Raw genomic sequence first — 21,756 nt, forward strand, 5'->3', positions numbered from 1 at the left:
AACAGGACCGTCCAATGACCATCGACAAGAACGAGCGACCCCTGGAAGCGGGCATCCATACCGACCTGGAAGGCCGGATCACCTACGCCGGCTACCTGCGCCTGGACCGGTTGCTGTCCGCCCAGGAACCACTGTCGAAGCCGCCGCACCACGACGAGATGCTGTTCATCGTGCAGCACCAGGTGTCGGAGCTGTGGATCAAGCTGTTGATCCATGAGCTGCGAGCCGCGATCGCGCACCTGCAACGCGACGAACTGGGCCCCTGCCAGAAGATCTTCGCCCGCTGCAAGGCGGTGCTGCGCCAGCTGACCGAGATGTGGTCGGTGCTCGAAACGCTCACGCCATCGGAATACATGGAGTTCCGCCACATCCTCGGGCCGTCGTCCGGATTCCAGTCGGCGCAGTACCGCACGATGGAATTCCTGCTGGGGAACAAGAACGCGGCGATGCTCAAGGTGTTCGCGCACGACGCGGAAGCCGCCACGATCCTGCGCGACGTGCTGGAGGCGCCGAGCCTCTACGACGAGGTGCTGGCCTTCCTGGCGCGGCACGGGCATTCCATTCCAGGCGATTGCCTGGCGCGCGACTGGTCCAGGCCGCACGTGTTCAACGCGGCGCTGGTGCCGATGCTGGAGCGCATCTACGCCGACAGCGAGCGCTACTGGGTGGAGTACCAGCTGTGCGAGGACCTCGTGGACCTGGAAACGCAGTTCCAGCTGTGGCGGTTCCGCCACATGCGCACGGTGATGCGGATCATCGGCTTCAAGCGCGGCACCGGTGGCTCCAGCGGCGTGGGCTTCCTGAAGCAGGCGCTGGACCTGACCTTCTTCCCCGAACTGTTCGACGTGCGCACGGCGATCGGCGAGCAGCCGCCAGGCGCGTGATCGCAGCGGCTAGCCGCGCAGGCCCCTGCTGCACTGCAACAGTGCTGGTTTGACGGATCGCGCCGCGCCGGGCGATCCTCGCCCGTCACGCCGACGCGCGTCATTGCGATCACAAGGGGAACTGCATGAGCACCAACATGCCATCGAACGCCGCCGAGCCAATGGGTCCACCGATCCAGGGCATGTCGTCCGGACAGGCTGCCCCGCCGAGTTTCCCGCAGATGCTTGGCCACCCGCGGCCGCTGTGGATGCTGTTCATGACGGAGTTCTGGGAGCGTTTCGCCTTCTATGGCATGCGCTGGGCGCTGACGCTCTACATCGTCGCGCAGTTCTTCAACGGCGACGCATCGGGCCAGGGCTATGCCAGCCGCACGTACGGTGCCTACCTGGCACTCGTCTATGCGACCGCGCTGTTCGGCGGCTATGTCGCCGACCGGATCATCGGATACCAGCGCTCGATCCTGCTGGGCGCGGTGATCATGGGCTCGGGCCTGTTCGTGATCATGCTGCCGAGCCAGTCGGTGTTCCTGCTGGGACTGTCGCTGGTGATCGTCGGCAACGGCCTGTTCAAGCCGAACATCTCCACGATGGTCGGGCAGTTGTATGCAGCCAACGACGATCGCCGCGATCGCGGCTTCACCATCTTCTACATGGGCATCAATGCCGGCGCGCTGGTCGCGCCGCTGCTGACCGGCTGGCTGGCGGCGGTGATCACCGACACGCCGATGCAGCAGAACTACAAGGTCGTGTTCGCGGCTGCCGGCTTCGGCATGGTGCTGAGCTTCCTGTGGTTCTGGTTCGGACGTCGCCAGCTGGGTGCCATCGGTCGTCCGCCGGTCGAGCGCAACGGCACCTCCAGCATGTTGTACGTGATCATCGGCGCGGCGATCGCGGTGCCGATCGTCTACCTGCTGCTGGCGCGCGTCGGTGCATCGATCCTTGGCTACGTGCTCGCCGCGTTGTTCGTCGGCCTGTCGCTCATGCTGCTGGTGGAGGGCATCCGCGAAGGCAAGGTGCAGCGCGACCGGGTCATCGTGATGCTGGTGCTGTTCCTGTTCAACATCCTGTTCTTCATGTTCTTCGAACAGGCCGGCAGCTCCTTCAACTTCCTCGCCGAGAACATCGTCAACCGCCAGATGTTCGGTGGCTGGGAGTTCCCGACCGGCTGGTTCCAGTCGGTGAATCCGCTGGCGATCGTGGTGCTCGCACCAGTGGTGGCGCTCATCTGGGGCGTGCTTGGCCGCGCCGGGAAGGAGCCCTCGATCCCGCGCAAGTTCGGCCTCGGCCTGCTCGGCAACGCCGTGGCATTCCTGGTGCTGATGTACGCGCTGAAGAACCTGGTCAGCGGGGACGGACAGATCCCGTTCTGGCCGCTGGTGCTGGTCTACGTACTGCAGACGGTGGGTGAGCTCTGCCTGTCGCCGATCGGCCTGTCGATGGTCACCAAGCTGGCGCCGATGAAGTACGTCGGGCTGGCGATGGGCGGCTGGTTCCTCAGCACCGCCATCGGCAACAACCTGTCGGGCATCTTCGCCGGCAGCGTGAGCGGCGAGACCGGCATGACGGTCGCGTCGGCGCTGGAAGGATTCACCTTCAGCTTCTGGCTGCTGCTGGGGGCGGGCGTGTTCCTCTTCCTGATCGCGCCGGTGATCAATCGCCTGATGCACGGCATCAAGTAAGCACGACAGCGGGCGCCTGCGCACGGCAGGCGCCCGTATCACCCGCGCGCCTCAGCCCGCAACATTGCCTTGCGAGGCTGCCTGCCCGCAGCCCGGATCGAACTCGATGGCGGTGATGCCGCGCCGGCCCGCATGCGCGGCGACATGGACGACGATGTCGATGGTCATCCTCAGCAGGCGCAGGATGGCCTCGTATTCCAGGCCGGCGCCCTCCCGCGAAGCCTTGATCATCAGCGCCAGCTGGTCCCAGGTCTGGCGGGTGCTGCCGGCATGGCAGCTGGTGATGGACCCGGGATGGCCCGAGGCGCAGTTGCGGATGAAATAGAACGCTTCGTCGCCGCGCAACTCGGCCAGGATGATGCGGTCGGGCTTCATCCGCAGGCAGGCTTCCATGCAGGTCTTGGCGGTGACCTGGCTGCTGCCCTGGCCGCCTTTTGAATACAGCAGGTGCACGACGTTGGGCTGGTCGATGAACAGTTCGCGCGCATCCTCGATCGTGACCAGCCGCTCGCCGGCGGGAATCACCTGCACCAGCGACTTCATGAAGGTCGTCTTGCCGCTGCCGGTCGCGCCGGACACGACGATGTTCTTCTTGTATTGCACGGCACGGGTGAAGAACCCTGCGAAGTCGCGCGCCCTGCGCAGCGCGAGCAGTTCCCTGTCCTGCTTGCTGATGCCGTCCGCCTCGGCGATGCCCGCGAAGAATCCCTGCTCGTGGTATTGCACCAGGCTGCGCGCCTGCCGGGAGGGCAGGCGGATGGTGATGGAGACGGTGCCCGCGTCACAGGCGGGCGGAATCACGAACTGCGCGCGCTGGCCGGTGGGAAACGTGAGCGAGACGACCGGCTCGATGTCGGTGATGCGCTGTCCGGTGTTGCTCTCGTTGACCACGGCGGTGCAGAACTGCCGCGCGCGCTCGAAGGTCAGCGACGGCGCCGCGATGCGCTGCCATCCGGACGCCCGTTCGAGGTAGAACTCGCCCGGGCGGTTGATGCAGATTTCGGTCACGTCCGTCGCCGCCATGTGCTCGAGGATGCCGAGCACCTCGTACTGGTAGGTCAGGAAATCGCTGGAGACACGCGCCAGCGGCAAGTCGCTCTCCACGGCGCGGGCGTCAGCGCGCGGTGACCACGGCGGAAAAATCGACGTCCTTCGCCACGTAGATGTTCAGTACCGTTCCCTGGTTGATGGTCACGGTCGCCGGCCGGCTGATGCTGCGGTCCAGCGCCTGGTTGGCCAGCCGTTCCATCGTGCGCGCGGTGTTGCTCTCGAACGGCGCCTGCGTCACCAGCCCGTTGCTGACCGTCGTGGTGCGGGGTCCGTGTCGCTCGCCTTCGTACTTGAAGGCATCGCTGATCATGCTGATCATCAACGCAGCGCCGATCCGTGCACTCCAGTGCGCGTCGTAGTCGCCCGGATGCCCCGCGCCGCCGAGGTTGTCCACGCCCGGGCTGGCCATGCCGACGTCCACGCCGTCGGGAGTGGTGATGCGGTCCCAGACCACCGCCACGCGCGGGCCGTTGGCGTCGGTGTCGTAGCGCCCCGACACCTTGGATCCCTTCGGCAGCAGCAGGTTGCGGCCATTGATCGAGTAGGTCGGCTCGGTGACCACGCAGGAAGTGAATCCCGGGATGTCGGTGACGATCCGCGTCTCCAGCACGCAACGGATGTAGGTGCCGCGCACGAGGAGTGCGTCCGGGTGGCGGATGAACTGAGCGCCGGAGCTGTCGGCGAGCACGACCGGCGTCGCTGCGGCAGCCTGTCCCGGCGGCGGTGGCATTCCGGCAAGCAAGGCCTGTGTATAGGGATTCGCAGGCTGCGCACCGACACCCGGGTCGGGAACGTCCATCCGGCGTTGCATCAGTGTCGGCGGCGGTGCCGGCGCAGCACCTGACGGGAACGTCGTCGCGGGGCGCATCGGCTGCTCGGGGAGCGGCGGCAATGGTGGCGATGCGCTCGCCTGCAGCGGTTCCACGGCGATGGGTACGGGCACGCTGGCGGCGGCCGGCATCGTCGGGGTCGACGGCAGCTGCGGGATCACGATGGTCTCCGCGCGTGCGCGACTGGTCGGGCTGCCTGCGGCGGCGCCATGGAACATCCACGCCGCCGCGAGCACCAGCAGGACGACGATCGCGCCGAGGAATGCCAGTGCCTTGCGATTGATGCGCGGATGATCGAGCGCCCGCAGGACGGGAATGCCGGCATCCAGGTCCGGATGCGCGGCTTGCGCACCACGCTCGGCATGGAAACTGGCGTCCAGCCCATCCTGCCGCAGGGAATCATCGTCGCGGTTGCGATCGGCGATCGTGGTCATGGCGTCGCGCTCCTGCGCAGGCCAACGACATTGCTGCCGTGGCGGAGGACCAGGTAGGGGTAGGTGCCGTGGACGACCAGCGTGTCGCGTTCCACCGTGGTGTTGACGACGAAGTCCTCGCCATCTTCGCGCTCGCGGGCAAAGACCGCCGGGAAATCCGCGGTGGGCATGTCGGCCGTGCCGGCCATGCGGATGTAGGTGAAGCGTCCGTCGTCGTAGACCGCGGCGGGGACCAGCCAGCGCTGTCGCGTCGTGGTGGCGTAGTCGTAGCCGGCGTTGTAGCGACGATCGGGTTGCAGTCGCGTATCCAGCTGCAGTGGCGGCGCGGCGCTGGACTCGGCGACGAAGCGGCTGTCGGCCGGATAGTTGAAGGTGATCTTGTACTGCACACCTTCGCGCCTGGCGTCATCGAGCGATTTCCAGTTGGTCGCCACCACGCGCAACTCGAAGATGTAGGAATGCGTTGCCGTGCGGATCACCAGGTTGGTATCGACATCCACGTTGCGCGGCTTGAGGTAGAAGACGTTCCCGCGCCGGGTGAGGTCCCATCCATTGCTGAAGCCCGTGCTGAAGTCAGCCACGGTTTCGCTGGGGCTCAACTCGATCTGGGTGGTGATGCCGAGCCCTGTCCGGACCTGGTAGATCCGGTCGGCGACGTAGTCGTAGGTTTCCACGACCTGCGCATGCAGCGGTGTCGCGACCCCGGTCGTTGCCAGCACGATCGTGGCAATGCCGATGGCATGGCGGCTCATGGCGCGGCCTCCGTGGCGGCAGGCTTTTCAGCGACGCCAACGATGGGCGCCTGATCCGCGGCCGTTGCCGGCGCCGCCGCTTCTCGCGCTGCATTGGAATCTTCCAGCGGCGGGTCCGGCGCGTAGTCGTTGTCGACGCGATAGGTGGTGACCTGGAAGCCCAATGGGTTCTCGATGCGGTCCTTCTCGTCCATGCCGAGCTCGGGCTTGTAGGCGAATTCGAGCGTCGCGATCCGGTTGTCCAGCGGCCGCGTGGCGCCGCTGGCGTTGTCATGGACCTCGCGCTGGAACCGCACCGTTGCGCCTCGCGGCGCGGCATCGGGCGCGGGGCGCAACAGCTGGATGCTCAGGATCGCGACGCGGATCGAGCGGCCTTTGCCATAGGTGTTGAAGGGACTGTCGGGATTGCGCGATGCGTGCAGGCGGCTGTAGTCCGCCGCCACCGCCGGCGACGCCATCGTGTACACGGTCGCCCAGTCGCGCAGCCGGATCAGGGCATAGTCGTAGGACTCGCGCGCGAGCACGAAGTGCGCGACGTTGCTGCGATTGATCGCTTCGCCCGCGGTGATGCCCGCGTGGTTGAAGTCGCCGGACAGGCGCGCGACCGTGCTGGTGCCGGTGTAGGCATCGGCCATCACGAGATAAGGCACCTTCTCCTTCAGCGGCAGCACGACGAGATAGCCGCCCGCGAGCAGCAGCGCCAGCGCGACGGCGCAAGCCGCCACGAGCCAGGCGCGGCGTTCGCTGCGCCGGACGACGTCCGCCAGGGACGTCTCGAAGTCCACCGATCGCGACAAGGCGCGGGCGAGTCCCGCAGGCGGTGGTGGTGTGGAAGTCATCGGCGGCGCATCCCTGTGCTGCTGGATCGGTAGGCCCGCGCGATCCTGCGCAGGCGATGGTGGCGTGGCTGCTGCTTATTGCGTGGCTGCGGTTCCGCCTGGCAACGACGGTACGGGCGCCGCATCGGACTGGCGCACGACGATGGCGTTGCCACTGACCGCGACCAGAACACGCTGCTGGCGGTAGAGCGCCGACAGCGACGCCACGGCCTGCTGCAGATCGCCGGTGCGGATCTCCGCTACCGGCCGGTACAGGCTGAAGTCCGACGGATGCTGGTAGTCGAGGGTCATTCTCGAATCGGCCGCCCATCGCGCCAGCAGGGTCCTGAGCGTGCCGTCGAGCGGCGAGGCGCTGAAAACGTAGCCGCGCCGCAGCGGGATTTCATCCGGCGCATCGGCAAAGTGGTTGACGGGTTTCCAGCGACCGGAAATACCCGGTGCCGGCCGCGTGGCGCAGGAGGCGAGGACGAACAATGCAGCGAACACGCACATCGTTCGCGCGACAGGAAGCAAGGTCATGGGGCACCGACAATGGATAGGGCGACCGCGATCCGCGCATGCGCCTGCAGGGACGCATTGCGGATCGTGGCGGCGGGAAGGATCCCGTAATGGGGAAGATCTGTTGCGACGGTGCAGGCAGCACCGTGCGTTGCCCGCACCCGGGCATTGGCGGCATCCGTGCCGACGTCTTCCTCCGTATCCATCCCTGGTTGCGATCGAAGCAATCCCGCTTCGCGTGTCGCGCCACTGTCGACCGGTTCGCTCACCTGTCCATGGGAGCGGGCCGATCCGGCGCGAGCCAGAGGTTAGAGCGGAGCAGGCGGACCGTCAAGCGACACGCCGCGCGCTCAGGCCGAATGCACGCCGTCGATTTCCACGCACAACTCGCGGCGGCAGATCGCCGCGTGCAGGACGATGTGCGGCACCTGTTCGCCGTAACGTGACTGCATCGCCTCGGCGACGGCTGCAAGGTCGCCCTGGTCGCGCACATAGACCTTCAGTCGCGTGCCTGCGCCGAAAACCGCTGGCAACTCCGGATGCGAGACCCGCGCAGCTCCGAGCAGGCTGGCGAAATTGGCGAAGGTCTCGTCCACCTGCGCCAGCGTCGCATCGGCGTGCATGGTTGCGTGCCCGACCACGCTCGCGGTGCCCGACAGCAGCAGCGGAAGATGGCCGGCAGTGGGCGGCAACATGGCGCGGGCGAAGCTGGGCGGCTGCGGACCATAGGCGCGCGGATAGCGATAGGCGCTGACCTGGCGCGGGTTTTCGATCGCTGTTCCCGGCGCGGCGGCGGCCAGCCAGTACACCTGCAGCACGCGCGCATCGTCGCAGCGCCCGATCGCCGTGGCCGCCGGCAGGCGGGTCGGGTCGAATGCACCCAAGCCGCGCGCGCGGCCGACGCAGAACTGGCGATAGCGCTCGGCATCGCCATCGCCACGCGTGATCGCATCCAGGTAGTTCCAGATGCGCAGCAGGTACGGCGTGCCGCTGTCGCGGACGAAAGCGGTCAGCAGCGCGTAGGCATGCTCGGCGGCGGCATCGATGCCGGTATCGTTTTCTTCGACCTCGATGACGCCGAACGCGAGCTTGCCGTTGCTGGACCAGGCGATCTCGCCTTCGCGACCGCATTGCACCGGCGCGTCGGTTCGCCACACCTCGTACGGCGCGGGACCGCCATAGGGCTGCAGCGGCACGCGCAGGTAGCGCGGGTCCGGATGGCTGGTCGGGACGGTATCGCCGAAGCCGAAAACCGCGAGCACATGCGGATCGTCGAGCAAGGCCGTCGGCGCATCCGCGTAGACGTAATCGACGGCGAAACGCGGTGCGGCATCGGCCTGGCCGGTCGCCTGCCGACTCATGGGGCGTCCGCCCGCATGGCTTCCGCCGGCAGGTCGTGGCGCACCGCCTGCCGACGACGCCACCAGCTGCGCAATGCATCCGGCGCGATCCGCAAAGCCGTCATCGCGTAGATGAAGCGGAACACGCGCAGCCGCCAGATGACGCCCCTGGCATCGAAGACGTCACCGGCCAGCATCGACACGACCGCCTGCTCGACCTGCAGCACGTTGCGCGGGGAGGCGAACAATCGCTTCATCGTCGGCGACGTGAACCGGTAGATGAACCATTTGAATTCGTCCAGTCCGCGGCCCAGGCGCCGCTCCAGGTCGTGCATCAACGCCGCTTCGCGGGCGGGATCGCGCAGGGCCTTGTCGATGGCGGCCGCGCCAAGCTCGGCGCTGTTCATCGCCAGGTACACGCCCGAGGAGAACATCGGGTCGACGAAGTTCCAGGCATCGCCCAGCAGCGCCCAGCCCGGGCCGCTCATGCGGCTGCAGTCGTAGGCGTAATTGCCGGTGACATGCACCGGGGCGACGCGGACGGCGTCGCGCATGCGCTCGTGCGCGGAGTCGACGGATTCCAGCGTGCGCAGCAGGAACGCCTCGGTCTCACCGCGCCGTTGCTTGAGATAATCCGGCGAACAGACCGCGCCGACGCTGGTGATGCCATCGCGCAGCGGAATGAACCAGATCCAGCCGTGTTCGTGCCGGCAGATGGTGACGTTGCCGGCATCGTCGCCTTCGCGTCGCGTGACGCCCTGGTAGTGGCTGAACACCGCGGCCGACTGATGGTTGCGGTTGCGGCGCTTGATGCCGAGCTTGCCGCCGAGGAACGCATCGCGCCCACTGGCATCGATCACGTAGCGCGCGCGCACGGCCAACTCCACGTCGCCCTGTCGCGCATGCACGACCTGCGGTCGTCCCTGCTTGTCGAAGGCGATGCGTTCGACCCGGGTGCCGTCGCGCGCATCGACGCCTTCATTGCGCGCGTGCTCGAACAGCAGCTGGTCGAACTCGGAGCGCCTGACATGGAAGGCGTAGCCGGCACTGCCACGCAAGGAACGATCGAAGCGGAACACGTTGTATGCACCGCCCTCGACGGGGAAATCGGCGCCACGCTTGAGCACGCCGATCGCGCGCACCTGCTCCAGCACGCCCAGGCGCTCGAGGATCGGGATGTTCATCGGCAACAGCGATTCGCCGATGTGGAAGCGCGGGTGGTGTTCCTTTTCCAGCAGCAGCACCTTCCAGCCGCTGCGTGCGAGCAGGGTCGCGGCGGTGCTGCCGGCCGGGCCACCGCCGATGACCAGCACGTCGGTCTCGACGGTGCCGGAGCCCGGGGAATCCCCCGCTCCGTTCATCGGGCTCTGCGAAGCCGGGTCGCTCATGAATGTGCCATCGATACCCCGAAATGCAGCGCCCATGATAACGGGCGCAGGCGCCGGCAGCGGCATTCACAGTTGCACGCCGGCGCCCGATGCCGGATCGTGGCGGCTTTCTTGCACTGGAATCCACGATGTCTCCGCAGACCGACGCCGAACGCGAACTGGCTGAACTCCTGGTCGAAAGCCTGAACCTCGAAGGCACCAGCCCGGGCGAAATCGACCCGGAAGCGCCGCTGTTCAATACCGGACTGGGACTGGACTCGATCGACGCGCTGGAGCTCGCCCTGGCGATCAGCAAGCGCTACGGCTTCCAGTTGAAATCCGACAACGAGGACAACCGCCGCATCTTCGCCTCGCTGCGCGCGCTGGCCGCGCATGTCCAGCAGCACCGGGCTTCCTGAGCTTGCGCATCGCGCGCATGCGCGCGTGCTGAGCGACCGTCACAGCGGCGGCATCCGGCTGCTGCTGGGCATCGTGTATTTCGTGCTGTCGCATCTTGCCAGCGACCGCGGCGATGGCGTCCTCGCCGCGCTGGCCATCGGCGACATCGTGCTCATCGCATTGATGCGACCGCTGCTGCTGATGCGCGCATCGGCGTGGGCGGGCTTGGCCGGCAGTGCAGCCTTGCTGGCCTGGCTGGCGCATTCACCCTATGCGCTGCTGCCATTGCTGCTGGTCCCGGTCGTGTTGATCGGCCTGGTTGGCTATGGTTTTGGTCGCACCCTGCTCCCCGGCCGCGTGCCGCTGATTGCACGCATGGTCGCCGGCCTGGACGCCATGCCCGCATCGGCACTGCCAGCGGACCTTCGCGATTACACCCGTCGCCTGACCCGCGCCTGGGCCATCCTGCTCGCGACACTGGCGTTGGCCAACCTGGTGCTGGCCTGCATCGTCGTCCCGCATGGCCTGCTGGCGAGCCTTGGCATCGCATCACCCGTTGCCATCAGCCAGACGCTCGGATCCTGGCTGGGCTGGGCCGCCAACCTGGGCATCATGTGCGGGTTCTTCCTGGCTGAATTCGCCGTTCGCCAGCGACGGTTCCCCGGGCGCTACCGCAACCTGCTGGATTTCTTCCAGCAGATGGCACGGCTGGGGCCCGCGTTCTGGCGTGATGTGATGCACTGATCGCCGTACATCCGGCCGTTTGACGCCACTGGATGCTTGCGGCGCCAGTTCGGCGCCATCATGCTTCGCGCCACACGGGGGCGTTTTTCCGCAATGCAGTTCGTCATTCCCAAGGATCACCCAAGCCTGCCCGGGCATTTCCCGGGACGGCCGATCGTGCCTGGCGTGGTGGTGCTCGACCGGGTGCTGGAGGCGATCGAGGCGACAACAGGCAACCCGCTGGGGCCGCTGCGCCTGCCGCAGGTGAAGTTCGCCCAGCCACTGCTGCCGGGTGAAACCGCCGAAGTCCTGCTCGACGGCGCGTCGCCACGCTGGCGCTTTCGCGTGTTGCGCGGTGACGTGGTGATCGCCAGCGGCGAGGTGGTGGCGTCGTGAGCAGCAACGACACACCGGCATGCACCCAATGGAAGCAACGGCCGGAAGGCGGCGGCCTGTTCGCGATCTGGCTGATTCGCGGCATCGCCCGCCATGCCGGTCGCAAGGTCGCGCGGCTGCTGCTGGGACCGATCACCCTGTATTTCCTGTTGATGCGCGGCCCCGAGCGCCGCGCGTCGGCCGCCTACCTGCAACGGGTGCTGGGACGGCCGGCGCGATGGCCCGATGCCGCCCGCCACATCCACACCTTCGCGTCCACGATCCTGGATCGCGTGTTCCTGCTCAGCGGACGGCTGCAGAACTTCCAGGTCACGATGAGCGGGCTGGACGACGTCCACGCGCAACTGGACAAGCAACAGGGCGTGCTGCTGTTCGGCTCGCACCTGGGCAGCTTCGAGGTGATGCGCGTGCTTGCGCGCCAACGTCCGGAATACGTCATCCGCGTCGTGCTCGACAAGGGCCACAACCCGGCGATGACGCAACTGCTCGATGCGCTGGATCCGGTGATCGCGGCGAACGTCATCGACGCAGCGCAGGATGGGCCGTCGTTGATGCTGGCGATCCAGCAGGCAGTCTCCGACGGCCACCTGGTGGCGCTGCTGGTGGATCGCGTGCAGAGCGGGGATTCAGCCGAGACGGCGACATTCCTGGGCCAGACCGCGCGCTTCCCGCGCACGCCATGGTTGATCGCCTCGGTGCTGCACGCCCCGATCGTGCTGGCCTTCGGCCTGTATCGCGGCGGCAACCGCTACGACCTGGCATTCGAGACGTTCAGCGACGGATTGCGGATCCCGCGGTCCGAGCGTCAGCGGGCCTTGTCGGCACTTATCCAGCGTTATGCCGGGCGACTGGAACATTACGCGCGCCTGGCCCCCTTCAACTGGTTCAACTTCTATGACTTCTGGGATCCTTCCGACGATGCTCCCCACGATCGCAGCATGGCTGCCCGCACCGACCCTGCCCTCGCGGCAAGGGCATTGGCGACTGCCACGGACCGCGCTGCTGGCGCTGTCGCTGATCGCGAGCACCCCGCTGTTCGCGGCACCTGACGCCGTCGATGGCGCCAGCACGCAGTGGATCCTTGCGCGGCTGGCGCGCCCGGCGCCGATGCGCACTGCGTTCGTCGAGCTGCGCGATTCGCCGCTGCTGAAGGCGCCCTTGCGGATCGAGGGCGAATATCGCCGCCCCACCGACGACACGCTGGTGCGCGAGGTGCGGTCGCCGTATCCCGAGACCACGACGATCCGTTCGGGCACCGTCAGCATCGCCCGCGCCGGCAAGTCGCCGCGCAGCTTCTCGCTGTCGCGCGTCCCCGAGCTCGCCGGGCTGCAGGCCAGCTTCGGCGCACTGCTGTCCGGTGATCGCCAGCTGCTCGACCAGCATTACCGCGTTGCCAGCAGCGGCAGCCACCAGCACTGGACATTGACGTTGACCCCGAAGGACGCGGCCTTCGCGGCCAAGGTGCGCGACATCACCCTGTACGGGCGCGGCGCCGAACTGCGCTGCATCGAGACCACTCCCGCCGGCAAGGGTGAGGTGCAACGCACCTTGCTGGCCGGTGCGGCCCATGCCGCCGCGACCGCCGCGACGGCGACCGAGCTGGCGACCCTCTGCCACCAGGACAGCGCGCACCAATGACATCGCGCACGCGGCTGGCGCTGGCTTTGTCGTGGCTGGCGCTGCTGCTGGTCGCCGGCTGGCTGGTCGGGCAACACCTGAAACTCAGTGGCGACCTGCGCAAGTTCATGCCGGCCGCACAGACGCCGGCGCAGCACCTGCTGATGGACGAACTGGGTGAAGGCCCGGGCTCGCGCCTGCTACTGATCGCGCTGTCCGGTGACGATCCCGAAACGCTGGCGCGGCAATCGCAGGCGCTGCGCCAGCAACTGGCGCGCAGCCCACTGTTCGCGCTGGTCGCCAACGGCGACAGTGGGCTCGACGCGATCCCGCCGCGGCTGCGCCCCTATCGCTACCTGCTGTCCGACACGCTCGACGGGCAGCATCTGGATGCAGCGACCCTTGGCGACGCGCTGCAGGCGCGGCTGCAGGATCTGGGTTCGCCGGCCGCGTCGCTGATCGAGCCGCTCGTTGCGTCCGATCCCACGCTCGAGTCCCTCAAGCTCGCCGAGTCCTGGCAGCCAGCCAATGCGCCACAGCGCCTGCACGATGTCTGGTTCGACCATCGCGGCCGTGAGGCCCTGCTGGTGGCCGAGACGGTGGCGGCCGGTTTCGACCCGACCGGACAGCAGGTCGCGGTGGACACCATCCAGCAGACGTTCGCCAAGCTGCGTGGCCCCGGCCACTCGCGACTCACGCTCAGCGGGCCCGGCGCGTTTTCGGTCGAGATCGGCGGGCGCACCCAGCGCGAGGCCGGCTGGATCGGCACCATCGACACCATCGGGCTGATCCTGCTGCTGTGGTTCGCCTATCGCAGCTGGAAGGCGCCGCTGCTGGGTGTGCTGCCGTTGGCGAGTGCGGGCCTTGCCGGCCTCGGCGCGGTGGCGGCACTGTTCGACGGCGTGCACGGAATCACGGTCGCTTTCGGTTTCACCCTGATCGGCGTCGTCCAGGATTACCCGATCCATCTGTTCAGTCATCAGCGCGTCGGCCTGTCGCCACGCCAGAGCGCGCGTGAGCTCTGGCCGACACTGGCGACCGGCGTCGCGTCCACCTGTATCGCCTATGTCACCTTCATGGCATCCGGCGTCGACGGCCTGAAGCAACTGGCGGTGTTCACCATCGTCGGGCTGGGCACCGCGGCGTTGACCACGCGCTTCCTGTTGCCCTGGCTCATCGATCCCAGTCCGCGCGATGCCGCCGACTCGCCGCGACTGGCGCGCCTGTGGACGCAACTCTCGCGCCTGCCGCGCCCGCGCGTTGCATTGCTGCTGGTGGCGGCGATCGCCGTCGCGGTGGTGGTGTTCGCACCCGGCGCCTTCTGGCAGAACGACCTGTCGAAGCTGACCCCGGTGCCGGCCGATGCGATGGCGACCGACACCCGCCTGCGCACGGAGCTCGGCGCGCCCGACGTGCGCTACGTCATCACCCTGGGCGGTCGCAACGCCGAGGACGTGCTGCGCGCCAGCGAGCGCCTGCGTCCGGAACTCGACGCGCTGGTGGCGCGACATGCGATCGCGGGCTACGACCTCGCCGCGCGCTACCTGCCCAGCGCGCAAACCCAGCGCCGTCGCCAGGCGCAGCTGCCCGATGCGGCGACGCTGCAGGCGACGCTGTCCGATGCGGTCGCCGCGACGCCGTTCCGCAGCGATGCATTCGCGGATTTCGAGCGTGACGTCGGCATCGCCAGGGCAGCGCCGCCACTGACCCCGCGCGACCTGGACGGCACGCCGCTTGCCACCAGCATCGCCGGCCTGCTGCTGCAACGGACCGATCACGCGACCGCACTGGTGTCCTTGACCGGGCTCGCGGATCCGGCGGCCGTCGAACGCGTCGCCGCCGCGCATGGCGCACAGCTGCTCGACCTCAAGCAGGCGTCCGAATCGCTGGTCGTGGCCTACCGCCAGCGTGTGTTGTACGCGCTGGGCATCGCCGCGCTGCTGCTCATCGCGACCGTGTGGCTCGCCTTGCGCCAGACCCATCGCGTGCTGCGCGTGCTGGCGCCGATGGCCCTGACGACGCTGCTGATCGTGGCGGTGCTGCGCGGCTTTGGCGTGGAGCTCAACCTGTTCCACCTGGTCGCGCTGATCCTGGCCGCCGGGCTGGGCCTGGACTATGGGCTGTTCTTCGAGCACGCCGGCGACAATCGCGCCGAGCAACTGCGCACCCTGCACGCGGTCATCGTCTGCAGCCTCACCACCCTGCTGGTGTTCGCATTGCTGGCGGCGTCCTCGATCCCGGTGCTGCGCGCGATCGGCAGCACCGTCGCGCTCGGCGTGCTGGCCAACTTCATCCTTGCGCTGCTGATCACGCGACAGCCGGTTGCCACGGGCGACGAGACTGCCCCGGGATGACGCCGACCAACGCTGCCAGCGCTGGCGACGGCGTCGCTGACGCCAGCGGGCATGACGTCAGCGGCCACGACGTCATCGGCCGCGACGTCATCCTGTCGCTGGTGCCGCACCAGGGCGACATGTGCCTGTGGGATGAAGTGGTCGCGTGGGATCCACGCAGCATCCGGTTACGCGCCTGCAACCATCGCGATCCGGCGCATCCGCTGCGCTCGCGCGGACAGCTGCGCGCGGTACACCTGTGCGAATACGGTGCCCAGGCGATGGCGGTGCACGGCGGCCTGCTTGCGCGGGCGGCCGGTGGGCGGGCGAAGCCGGGCCTGCTGGTGGCGCTGCGGGCGGTCGATCTGCATGTGGCGCGCGTGGACGACCTGCCCGGCGATTTGACCTGCAGCGCCGACGTCCTGACCGACGGCGGGAGCAGCTGGCAATATGCCTTCCGCATCAGCCACGACGGGCGCCTGCTGGCCGAAGGACGCGCGGCCGTGGTGTTGCAGCAACCCGACTGACGCCTGCGATGGCACGGAGCCCCGTCATGAATCCAACCCAGGCACGGCGTGCGCTGGTCACCGGCGGCAGCGGCGACATCGGTGGCGCGATCTGCCGCCAGCTTGCCGCCGACGGGCTGCATGTCGTGGTGCACGCGCACGGCAATCCGGATCGCGCCCAGGCCATCGTCGACGCCATCACGCAGGACGGCGGCAGCGCCGAGGCGGTCGTCTTCGACGTGGCCGATGGCGCGCAGGCACGGGGGGCGATCGAGGCATTGCTGCTCGCAGGGCCCATCCATGTCCTGGTCAACAACGCCGGTATCCACGATGACGCGCCGCTGGCCGGCATGTCCGAGGCGCAGTGGAAGCGCGTGGTCGACGTGTCGGTGCATGGCTTCTTCCATGTCACCCAACCGCTGCTGCTGCCGATGGCGCGCGGGCGCTGGGGTCGCATCGTCAGCGTGTCGTCGGTGGCCGCGGTGCTTGGCAACCGCGGCCAGTGCAATTACGCGGCGGCGAAGTCGGCGCTGCATGGCGCCACCAAATCGCTTGCGCGTGAGATGGCCTCGCGCGGCATCACCGCGAATGTCGTGGCGCCCGGCGTGATCCGCGGACGCATGGCCGACGACAGCTTCGGCGCCGAGCAGGTCAAGGCGATGGTGCCCGCCGGCCGTGCCGGTACGCCCGATGAAGTCGCCGCGCTGGTGCGATTCCTGTGCTCGGACGCAGCCGGCTACATCAACGGCCAGGTGATCGGCATCAACGGCGGCATGGGCTGACGGCGCGCCAGCCGGCAAGCCGCGCGAAGGGCCACAACGAAAAACGCCGGCGATTGCCGGCGTTTTCGTTTGCTCGAATTGCTGGTCAGCGCTTCATCGAGGCGAAGAACTCGTCGTTGGATTTCGTCGACTTCATCTTGTCGAGCAGGAACTCCATTGCGCCGATCTCGTCCATGCCGTGCAGCAGCTTGCGCAGGATCCAGATCTTCTGCAGCAGTTCCGGCTCGATCAGCAGGTCTTCGCGACGCGTGCCCGAGCGGTTGATGTCGATCGCCGGATACACGCGCTTCTCGGCGATGCGGCGGTTCAGGTGCACTTCCGAGTTGCCGGTGCCCTTGAACTCCTCGTAGATCACCTCGTCCATCTTGCTGCCGGTCTCGACCAGCGCGGTGGCGATGATCGTCAGCGAGCCGCCTTCCTCGACGTTGCGCGCGGCGCCGAAAAAGCGCTTCGGGCGATGCAATGCGTTGGCATCGACGCCACCGGACAGGATCTTGCCCGACGACGGCACGACGTTGTTGTAGGCACGCGCCAGTCGCGTGATCGAGTCGAGCAGGATGACCACGTCCTTCTTGTGCTCGACCAGGCGCTTGGCGCGCTCGATCACCATTTCGGCGACCTGCACGTGGCGGCCTGCGGGCTCATCGAAGGTCGAGCTGATCACCTCGCCGCGCACGGTGCGCTGCATGTCGGTGACTTCCTCGGGACGCTCGTCGATCAGCAGCACGATCAGGTGCACGTCCGGATGGTTGTGCGTGATCGCGGTCGCGACCTGCTGCATCAGCATGGTCTTGCCGGCCTTGGGCGGCGACACGATCAGCGCGCGCTGGCCCTTGCCCTGCGGCGCCATCAGGTCGAGGATGCGGCCGGTGATGTCCTCGGTGCTGCCGTCGCCACGCTCGAGCTTGAACTTGCGGCGCGGGAACAACGCCGTGAGGTTCTCGAACAGGACCTTGTTCTTCGACGCCTCGATCGGCTCGCCGTTGATCGTGTCGACCACGGCCAGCGCGAAGTAGCGCTCGCCGTCCTTGGGCCAGCGGATGCGACCGGACAGGTGGTCGCCGGTGCGCAGGTTGAAGCGGCGGATCTGGCTGGGCGAGATGTAGGTGTCGTCGGGGCCGGCGAGATAGCTCGCCTCGGCCGCGCGCAGGAAGCCGAAACCGTCCGGCAGGATTTCCAGCACGCCGTCGGCGGCAACGCCCTCGCCATGCCGCGTGAGCACCTTCAGCACCGCGAAGATGACGTCCTGCTTGCGCGCGCGGGCGACGCCTTCGGAGATGTTGAGCTGTTCGGCGATGTCGAGCAGCTTCTGCGCCGGCATGCGCTTGAGGTCGCCCAGCGAGTACTGCGGGAAGCCTTCCGGGATGTTGGCCGGACGCTGCGCGTTGTGCTGCTGGTTGCTGTTGTCGTCCTGCGGCATGCCGTCGTCGCGCGGGCGTTCACCGCCGCCGCCGCCGCGACTGCGGTCGCGATCACGGCGGTTGCGGAAGCGGTCGCGGCGCGGATTGTTGTGGCCGTCACGCTGCTCGGCGTTGCCGCCCTGGTCGCCGCCGCCAGCCTGGCTGCCACCGCCCTGGCTGCCGCCGGGCTCGGCGCCGCCACCCTGGCTGGTTGGCTGGCTGGCGCTGCCTTGCGGCGCGGGCGTCACGCCTGGCGCGGCAGGCGGGCGGTTGCCGCTGGCAGCCACGGCCGGCGCGGGCGCCTGGATCGCGGCCGTCGTATCGGCGGGGGCGCGGGCAACGCGGGGTTTGCGTGCAGGCTTCTCGGCGGCTTCGCCGGAGTCGGGGGTGTTGTCGGACAAGATGCGATTTCCTCGCTAAGCGGCCAGCGCCCGCAGTGGGCGGGCGGCGCGGTAAAAATGGGGTATTGAGAGGGGGTGCGGCAGAGAAACCCGTGCCGGTAGGGCGAAACTAGCACCCCCGCGTAGCGGCGGCAAGCGATCCGGATGCGTCGTTTACGGTCCGTGCCGAGCTGGCGCCAGCGTGATGGACCCTGTGCAGGGTCCGCGACGGGCGACAGGGGCGGACCGCCTGTCACCGCCGGCAGAGCCTGGGATCAGAGCGCCTTGTCGATGATCTGGGCCAGCTGGGCCTTGCCCACCGCACCGATCTGGGTGGCCTGGACCTGGCCGTCCTTGAACAGCAGCAGCATCGGGATCGAGCGCACGTGGTACTTCAGCGCGACCGCGCGGTTCTGGTCGATATCGACCTTCACCACCTTGGCGCGACCGGCATAGGTCTGCGCCAGCTCATCCAGCGCGGGGGCGATCATCTTGCAGGGCCCGCACCATTGCGCCCAGAAATCGACCAGCACCGGCTCGCTGGATTGCAGGACCTGGCTGTCGAAGTCGGCGTCGGTGGCGTGGATCACGTTGTCGGTCATGGGCAATGGCTCCTTGCTGACCGGACGGGGACCGACCCGATCAATTGTCGGTAAATCAACTGGATGCGCGGCCGGAAGGGACGCATTACTGTTAAACTGGGGCGTTTTCAAGAGGGTTTCAAGCGCCGGCTCATCAGAGCGTGCGCGGCCCCGAACGCTGATCGGCAGTCTGCTGCGCCGACGCCTCCCACGCAAGCGCGCACCGCGCGCCATCCCGGACTGACTGCAAACGCATGAGCGACAAGCCCCTTACCGACATCTCGTTTTCCAGCTTCGACCTGCAACCTGCACTGCTCGCAGGGCTGGAAGCCGCCGGCTTCTCCCGCTGCACCCCGATCCAGGCGCTGACGCTGCCGATCACCCTGCCCGGCCGCGACGTCGCCGGCCAGGCGCAGACGGGCACCGGCAAGACCCTCGCCTTCCTCATCACCGTCGTCAACCGGCTGATGACGCGACCCGCGCTCGCCGAGCGCAAGCCGGAGGATCCGCGCGCGCTGATCCTGGCGCCCACGCGCGAACTCGCGATCCAGATCCACAAGGACGCGGTGAAGTTCGGCGCCGACCTCGGCCTGAAGTTCGCGCTGGTCTACGGCGGCGTCGACTACGACAAGCAGCGCCAGCTGCTGCAGGACGGTGCCGACGTCATCATCGCGACCCCGGGCCGCCTGATCGACTACGTCAAGCAGCACAAGGTGGTTTCGCTGCACGCCTGTGAGATCTGCGTGCTGGACGAGGCCGACCGCATGTTCGACCTGGGCTTCATCAAGGACATCCGTTTCCTGCTGCGCCGCATGCCGGTGCGCACCGAGCGGCAGACGCTGCTGTTCTCCGCGACCCTGTCGCATCGCGTGCTCGAGCTCGCCTACGAGCACATGAACGAGCCGGAGAAGGTCACCGTCGAGTCCGAGTTCATCACCAACTCCACCGTGCGCCAGCTGATGTACCTGCCGGCCGACGACGAGAAGCTGCCGCTGCTGCTGGGCCTGCTGTCACGCAGCGAAGGCGCGCGCACGATGGTCTTCGTCAACACCAAGGCCTGGGTCGAACGCGTGGCGCGCGCGCTGGAACGCGCCGGTTATCGCGTCGGCGTGCTGTCCGGCGACGTGCCGCAGAAGAAGCGCGAGTCGCTGCTGGCGAAGTTCCAGAAAGGCCAGCTCGAAATCCTGGTCGCCACCGATGTCGCCGCGCGTGGACTCCACATCGACGGCGTCTCGCACGTCTACAACTACGACCTGCCATTCGATGCCGAGGATTACGTGCATCGCATCGGCCGGACGGCACGCCTCGGAGCGGAAGGCGATGCGATCAGCTTCGCCTGCGAGCGCTATGCGCAGGGCCTGCCGGACATCGAGGCCTACATCGAGCAGAAGATCCCGGTCGAGCCGATCACCGCCGACCTGCTGGTGGCGCGCCCGCGCAAGCCGCGCGAAGGGGTCGAGGTCGATGCCGCCGAAGGCGAGAGCGTCAGCGCGATCTTCAAGGAAGCGCGCGAACAGCGCGCCGCGGAAGACCAGCGTCGCGGCATCAAGCCGCGATCGGGCGAACGCAGTTCCGCCGGCCGTACCGGCAGCGCGGAGCGCGGACCGCGTCCGCCACGCAAACCGGCGGCGCAGGCTCCCGCCGCAGCGGCCCCGGTCGAAGCGGCCGCCATGGCTGCTCCCGCCGCGGCAGTCGTTGCGCCTGACGCGGAGCGCGGACCGCGCAAGCGTCGCCGGCGTCGTGGCGGCAAGCGCATCGAAGGCGCCGAAGCCGCCGCAGCGCCGACCCTGCCGACGGGGACTTCGCAGGTCATCGCCACGCGGGTCAATGCACCGCCGGCGGCTGGCAGCGATGCGCCGTCGCTCATCTCGCGCATCGGCAAGGGCCTGAAGTCGCTGGTTACCCGGGCGCCGCGCTCGCAGCACTGAGCGGCGACACGGCGTCCCGATCGAACCGTGCCCACACGGGCGCGTGGTCGCTCGGACGTTCCCAACCGCGCGGCGCCAGGTCGATGCCTGCCGCCGTGCAGCGTGCGCGTAGCGCCTCGGATACCAGCACCAGGTCGATGCGCAGCCCCCAGCCGCGGTCGAATGCCAGCAGCCGGTAGTCCCACCACGAATGATGTCCCGGCTCGTCGCAGTGCAGCCGGAAGCTGTCGTGCAGCCCCAGCTCGCCGATGCCGGCCAGCGCGGCACGCTCCTGGGTCGAACACATGATCTTCTCGTGCCAGCGCTTCGGGCTGTGCACGTCGATGTCGGCGGGCGCGATGTTGAAATCGCCCAGCACCACGAGCTCGGGATGCCGCGCAGCTTCGTCGGCGAGCATCGCCCGCGCGGCCTGCAGCCAGCGCAATTTGTAGTCGAACTTCCCGCTGCCGACCGCCTGTCCGTTGACCACGTAGAAGTTCACCACGCGCACCCCGTCGACGGTGGCCGCGATCACGCGCTGCTGGACATCCTCGAAGCCGGGGATGCCGACCTGCACGTCCTCGATCGCATGCCCGCGCGCGAGGATGGCCACGCCGTTGTAGCTCTTCTGCCCGGCGAACACGCTGCGGTAGCCCAAGCCCGCCAGCGCGGTGTCGGGGAAACGCTCGTCGGGCAGCTTGGTTTCCTGCAGCGCGACGACGTCAGGTGCCGACTCGCCCAGCCACTGCTCCAGGTGCGGCATCCGCACGTTGAGGGAGTTGACGTTCCAGGAGGCGATCTTCATCGCTGCATTTTATCGCTTTGCGACCCCACGCCCGTCCGCCGGCGCCGGACTGGCGTGCGCGTAGCGATCGAATCCGCGCACCGCGCGAACGGACCATGCGACAACCACGGCGGTTCGGCGTGGAATGTGACGCCCGCGCGCGGAAATGCGCCCGCGAGCGTCACTCTGGCGAGCATTTTGCGATGCCGAAAGCGACGTATTGCGACAGTGTTCCCAGGCACAGTGCGGACGCGTACCTTGCGCGAGCACCCGGG

At 68.0% G+C, this 21,756-nt stretch carries 22 protein-coding genes; 11 read left to right on the forward strand and 11 right to left on the reverse strand.

Annotation, left to right across the window (positions count from 1 at the left end):
* The first annotated feature begins 14 nt into the window (after positions 1–14).
* Together GST15_RS07980 and GST15_RS07985 are read left to right on the forward strand one after the other, a co-directional pair.
* Positions 15–884: a tryptophan 2,3-dioxygenase gene (locus GST15_RS07980; protein WP_159016726.1), complete on the forward strand. Its 870-nt coding sequence runs from the start codon at positions 15–17 to the stop codon at positions 882–884.
* A 125-nt stretch (positions 885–1,009) separates the two neighbouring features.
* The gene (locus GST15_RS07985; RefSeq protein ID WP_159016727.1) at positions 1,010–2,563 is read left to right on the forward strand and encodes a peptide MFS transporter; all 1,554 of its coding nucleotides are present in this window, start codon (positions 1,010–1,012) and stop codon (positions 2,561–2,563) included.
* Positions 2,564–2,614: 51 nt separating this feature from the next.
* On the opposite strand, the gene virB11 is transcribed toward GST15_RS07985, so the two are convergent.
* The 8 genes from virB11 to GST15_RS08025 all read right to left on the reverse strand — a co-directional run bounded on the left by virB11 (position 2,615) and on the right by GST15_RS08025 (position 9,667).
* The gene (gene virB11, locus GST15_RS07990) at positions 2,615–3,667 is read right to left on the reverse strand and encodes a P-type DNA transfer ATPase VirB11 (protein WP_233263106.1); all 1,053 of its coding nucleotides are present in this window, start codon (positions 3,665–3,667) and stop codon (positions 2,615–2,617) included.
* 10 nt (positions 3,668–3,677) lie between these two features.
* Positions 3,678–4,877 carry a TrbI/VirB10 family protein gene (locus tag GST15_RS07995; protein ID WP_159016728.1) on the reverse strand — a complete coding sequence of 400 codons (1,200 nt, stop codon included), beginning with the start codon at positions 4,875–4,877 and terminating at the stop codon, positions 3,678–3,680.
* Complete coding sequence (locus tag GST15_RS08000) at positions 4,874–5,629, reverse strand: TrbG/VirB9 family P-type conjugative transfer protein (protein ID WP_159016729.1); 756 nt, start codon at positions 5,627–5,629, stop codon at positions 4,874–4,876. The genes GST15_RS07995 and GST15_RS08000 overlap by 4 nt, the downstream gene beginning before the upstream one ends.
* A complete protein-coding gene (locus GST15_RS08005) occupies positions 5,626–6,468 on the reverse strand; it encodes a VirB8 family type IV secretion system protein (protein ID WP_159016730.1) in 843 nt (280 codons plus the stop codon). Before GST15_RS08005 ends, GST15_RS08000 begins: the two co-directional genes overlap by 4 nt.
* Positions 6,469–6,543: 75 nt before the next feature.
* A complete protein-coding gene (locus GST15_RS08010; protein ID WP_233263107.1) occupies positions 6,544–6,987 on the reverse strand; it encodes a toxin co-regulated pilus biosynthesis Q family protein in 444 nt (147 codons plus the stop codon).
* The gene (locus GST15_RS08015) at positions 6,984–7,235 is read right to left on the reverse strand and encodes a hypothetical protein (RefSeq protein WP_159016731.1); all 252 of its coding nucleotides are present in this window, start codon (positions 7,233–7,235) and stop codon (positions 6,984–6,986) included. Before GST15_RS08015 ends, GST15_RS08010 begins: the two co-directional genes overlap by 4 nt.
* A gap of 81 nt (positions 7,236–7,316) precedes the next feature.
* Complete coding sequence (locus GST15_RS08020) at positions 7,317–8,327, reverse strand: chorismate transformation FkbO/Hyg5 family protein (RefSeq protein WP_199268739.1); 1,011 nt, start codon at positions 8,325–8,327, stop codon at positions 7,317–7,319.
* Positions 8,324–9,667, reverse strand: coding sequence for an NAD(P)/FAD-dependent oxidoreductase (locus GST15_RS08025; protein ID WP_159017114.1), 1,344 nt, complete (start codon positions 9,665–9,667; stop codon positions 8,324–8,326). The genes GST15_RS08020 and GST15_RS08025 overlap by 4 nt, the downstream gene beginning before the upstream one ends.
* Positions 9,668–9,822: 155 nt before the next feature.
* Between GST15_RS08025 and GST15_RS08030 the strand changes: the two genes are divergently transcribed.
* The 8 genes from GST15_RS08030 to fabG are packed head-to-tail and all read left to right on the forward strand — an operon-like array spanning position 9,823 to position 16,429.
* Positions 9,823–10,092, forward strand: a complete 270-nt coding sequence (locus GST15_RS08030) for a phosphopantetheine-binding protein (protein ID WP_159016732.1) — start codon at positions 9,823–9,825, stop codon at positions 10,090–10,092.
* Positions 10,067–10,816, forward strand: coding sequence for a ketosynthase (locus tag GST15_RS08035; RefSeq protein ID WP_159016733.1), 750 nt, complete (start codon positions 10,067–10,069; stop codon positions 10,814–10,816). Before GST15_RS08030 ends, GST15_RS08035 begins: the two co-directional genes overlap by 26 nt.
* Before the next feature lie 60 nt (positions 10,817–10,876).
* Positions 10,877–11,191: an ApeI family dehydratase gene (locus GST15_RS08040; protein WP_425482215.1), complete on the forward strand. Its 315-nt coding sequence runs from the start codon at positions 10,877–10,879 to the stop codon at positions 11,189–11,191.
* Positions 11,188–12,240, forward strand: a complete 1,053-nt coding sequence (locus GST15_RS08045) for a lysophospholipid acyltransferase family protein (RefSeq protein ID WP_159016735.1) — start codon at positions 11,188–11,190, stop codon at positions 12,238–12,240. The genes GST15_RS08040 and GST15_RS08045 overlap by 4 nt, the downstream gene beginning before the upstream one ends.
* Positions 12,176–12,829, forward strand: coding sequence for a LolA-related protein (locus tag GST15_RS08050; RefSeq protein WP_425482224.1), 654 nt, complete (start codon positions 12,176–12,178; stop codon positions 12,827–12,829). Before GST15_RS08045 ends, GST15_RS08050 begins: the two co-directional genes overlap by 65 nt.
* A complete protein-coding gene (locus tag GST15_RS08055) occupies positions 12,826–15,162 on the forward strand; it encodes an MMPL family transporter (RefSeq protein WP_159016736.1) in 2,337 nt (778 codons plus the stop codon). The genes GST15_RS08050 and GST15_RS08055 overlap by 4 nt, the downstream gene beginning before the upstream one ends.
* Positions 15,159–15,668: a hotdog family protein gene (locus GST15_RS08060; protein WP_484482022.1), complete on the forward strand. Its 510-nt coding sequence runs from the start codon at positions 15,159–15,161 to the stop codon at positions 15,666–15,668. The genes GST15_RS08055 and GST15_RS08060 overlap by 4 nt, the downstream gene beginning before the upstream one ends.
* A gap of 26 nt (positions 15,669–15,694) precedes the next feature.
* Positions 15,695–16,429, forward strand: coding sequence for a 3-oxoacyl-ACP reductase FabG (gene fabG, locus GST15_RS08065; RefSeq protein ID WP_159016737.1), 735 nt, complete (start codon positions 15,695–15,697; stop codon positions 16,427–16,429).
* A gap of 85 nt (positions 16,430–16,514) precedes the next feature.
* Here the strand turns inward: fabG and rho are convergent, their stop codons facing one another.
* Positions 16,515–18,230 (reverse strand): transcription termination factor Rho, encoded by a 1,716-nt coding sequence (gene rho, locus GST15_RS08070; RefSeq protein ID WP_159016738.1) that lies wholly within the window; start codon positions 18,228–18,230, stop codon positions 16,515–16,517.
* 254 nt (positions 18,231–18,484) lie between these two features.
* Positions 18,485–18,811: a thioredoxin gene (gene trxA / locus GST15_RS08075; RefSeq protein WP_159016739.1), complete on the reverse strand. Its 327-nt coding sequence runs from the start codon at positions 18,809–18,811 to the stop codon at positions 18,485–18,487.
* A gap of 233 nt (positions 18,812–19,044) precedes the next feature.
* Between trxA and rhlB the strand changes: the two genes are divergently transcribed.
* Positions 19,045–20,718 carry an ATP-dependent RNA helicase RhlB gene (gene rhlB, locus GST15_RS08080; protein WP_159016740.1) on the forward strand — a complete coding sequence of 558 codons (1,674 nt, stop codon included), beginning with the start codon at positions 19,045–19,047 and terminating at the stop codon, positions 20,716–20,718.
* Here the strand turns inward: rhlB and xth are convergent.
* Positions 20,690–21,502: an exodeoxyribonuclease III gene (xth, locus tag GST15_RS08085; RefSeq protein WP_159016741.1), complete on the reverse strand. Its 813-nt coding sequence runs from the start codon at positions 21,500–21,502 to the stop codon at positions 20,690–20,692. The two genes, rhlB and xth, sit on opposite strands and share 29 nt — an antisense overlap.
* Positions 21,503–21,756: the final 254 nt, after the last annotated feature.

Source organism: Cognatiluteimonas profundi (genome assembly GCF_009792795.1).
Classification (GTDB): domain Bacteria; phylum Pseudomonadota; class Gammaproteobacteria; order Xanthomonadales; family Xanthomonadaceae; genus Cognatiluteimonas; species Cognatiluteimonas profundi.